Source organism: Armatimonadota bacterium (assembly GCA_016869025.1).
GTDB lineage: Bacteria > Sysuimicrobiota > Sysuimicrobiia > Sysuimicrobiales > Humicultoraceae > VGFA01.
In genome coordinates this window covers 1-2,776 of the sequence record VGFA01000045.1, presented here as the reverse complement: position 1 = coordinate 2,776, position 2,776 = coordinate 1, and the positions used below count along the sequence as shown (strand labels likewise).

Sequence of the window (2,776 nt, the reverse complement as noted above, 5' to 3'; positions counted from 1 at the left end):
ACGCGATCGTGACGCTTGCGCGCAGGCATGCCGAGACGGCCTTGGAGCTCGCATCGCGTCAGACAGATCCTGCTCGGAGGGCTGAGCTTGAGGAGATCGCGCGCATCTGCCGCAAAGTCCCCGCCCACGCCCCCGAGACGTTTTGGGAAGCGCTCCAGGCCTACTGGTTCGTCCATCTCGGCGTCATCTCGGAACTGAACCCATGGGACGCGTTCAACCCCGGGCGCCTCGACCAGCATCTCTGGCCGTTCTACGAGAGGGAATTGGCCGACGGCTCGCTCACCCGCGAGAAGGCCAAGGAACTGCTGGAGTGCTTCTGGATCAAGTTCAACAACCAGCCGGCGCCCCCCAAGGTCGGGGTCACGGCCGCCGAGAGCTCGACCTACACGGACTTCGCCAACATCAATGTCGGCGGCCTGCGGCCCGACGGGAGCGACGGGGTCAACGACGTCACGTATCTTGTCCTCGAAGTCATTGATGAGATGCGTCTGACCCAGCCGAGTTCCAACGTTCAGCTCAGCCGGAAGAGCCCCGACCAGCTGCTTGGGGTCGCCTGCCGGATCATCCGCAAGGGATGGGGGCAGCCCTCGATCTTCAACGCGGACACCATCGTCGAGGAGCTCCTCCGCCAGGGCAAGACTGCCGAGGACGCCCGCTCAGGCGGGGCGAGCGGGTGCGTCGAGACCGGCGCGTTCGGCAAGGAGAGCTACATCCTGACAGGCTACTTCAACCTCCCCAAGGTGCTGGAGGTCACCCTGCACAACGGCGTGGATCCACGGACAGGGGCGCGGATCGGCCTCGCCACAGGCGATCCCGCGGCGTTCTCCTCGTTCGCCGAGGTGATGGACGCGTTTCGACGACAGCTCGCTCATTTCGTGGACATCAAGGTGCGCGGGAACAACGTAATCGAGCGGCTGTACGCGGACTACATGCCGGTGCCGTTCCTTTCAATTCTGATTGATGATTGCATAGCCAAGGGCAAGGACTACAACAACGGCGGGGCGCGCTACAACACCAACTACATTCAGGGCGTCGGGATCGGGACGACCACTGACAGCCTGGCGGCCATTCGCTACCACGTCTTCGATAAGCAGACCCTGACGCTGGCGGACCTTTGCGGTGCCCTTGACGCCGACTTCGCCGGGTGGGAACGCATCCGCCAGGCTCTCCTGAACAAGACCCCGCGATACGGAAACGACGACGACTACGCCGACGGGTTGCTGCGGGATGTGTTCGAGGCCTTCTACCGCGCCGTCGACGGCCGCAGGAACACCAAGGGCGGGCAGTACCACATCAACTTCCTTTCGACCACGTGCCACGTGTACTTCGGTTCCGTGACAGGGGCCACCCCTGATGGGCGCGTGTCGGGGACGCCGCTCTCCGAGGGGATCTCTCCGGTCCAGGGGGCCGATCGGAAGGGCCCTACCGCCGTCCTCCGCTCCGCCGGCAAGATAGACCACGTACGGACCGGCGGGGCCCTGCTCAACCAGAAGTTCTCGCCGCAGCTGCTTGAGGGCGAGAAAGGCATAGAAAACCTCGCCTCCCTCGTGCGGTCCTACTTCGCACTGGGCGGCCACCACATCCAGTTCAATGTGATCTCGGCCGATACGCTACGCGATGCGCAGGCGCATCCCGAGCGGCACCGCGACCTGATCGTTCGGGTTGCCGGGTACAGCGACTACTTCTGCGACCTGAACAAGGCGCTGCAGGATGAGATCATCGCGCGCACCGAGCACCATTCGCCTTCCAGTAGATGCGCGCGGGAGTGAGACGCCGAAAGCAGGCCGCTAGCAGGCCACGAACAACGGTTCACCGAGGGCCCGGGTTTCGACCTCGACGCCGAGACCCGGGCCCAAGGCAGGTCCGCCCCAGCCGTCCTGCGATCGCGGCTGGTATCCGGCGACGTGCTCCTGCGTCCAGTCGTTCATGAACGAGGCGGCAAAGAGCGCCTCCGGGCGCACGCTTGCCGCGAGGTGGCTGACCGCCGCCGTGACCAGATCGCCGCCCCATGTATCCTCGATTGTCAGCGAAACCCCGAGCGCTTCGCAGAGATCACGGATCAGCCGTGCTTTGCCGAGCCCCCCAACCCTGCTGATCTTGAGGTTGATCCCTCCGGCGCCGCCCTGCTGCACGGCGGCCAGCAGCGACGGCGCGTCTACTACGATCTCGTCGTAGATCATCGGCAGCGTGGTCGCCCTGCGCACGGCGGCGCACTCCTCCAATGTGGGACAGGGTTGCTCCAGGTACACGCGCGGCAGCGGATCGAGCAGGCGCGCGGCGACGATGGCATCCTGAATGCGCCAACCCCCGTTGGCATCGGCGATGAGGACGTCACTTTCTTCGGTGACCTCGACAGCGCGCCGCACGCGTTCGGCGTCCTCCAGGGGGTTGCCGCCGACCTTCAGCTGGAAGCGGTGGATGCCCTCCCCCCGGCGTGCCCTGATGCAGGCGGCCATCTCCTCTGGACTTCCCAGCGGGATCGCCACGTAGAGCGGGTACCGGTCCTGCCGCACCCCTCCCAGCAGTGTGGCAACCGGCTGCCCGCTGATCTTGCCCAGGATGTCCCAGCAGGCCACGTCCAGGGGGCTCTTGGCATAGGCGTGCCCGCGCAGGGCGCCGTCCATTCGCTCGTTGATCAGGGCCAGATTCCTGGGATCGGCGCCGACGAGCGCCGGCGCGAGCGCCTGCAGTGCCACCCGTGCGCCTCCTGCGAAGCCTTCCAGGTATGTGCTTCCCAGCGGACAGACCTCGCCCCAGCCGGTCGTCCCCTGGTCGG

At 65.9% G+C, this 2,776-nt stretch carries 2 protein-coding genes; one reads left to right on the top strand and one right to left on the bottom strand.

Annotated features, from left to right (window positions below; all coding sequences use genetic code 11):
- On the top strand, nucleotides 1–1,769 hold a 1,769-nt coding region (locus tag FJX73_12705; protein MBM3471630.1), incomplete at its 5' end, for a formate C-acetyltransferase/glycerol dehydratase family glycyl radical enzyme.
- 18 nt (nucleotides 1,770–1,787) lie between these two features.
- On the opposite strand, the gene FJX73_12700 is transcribed toward FJX73_12705, so the two are convergent.
- A partial coding sequence (locus FJX73_12700; GenBank protein MBM3471629.1) for a mandelate racemase occupies nucleotides 1,788–2,776 on the bottom strand: 989 nt, incomplete at its 5' end.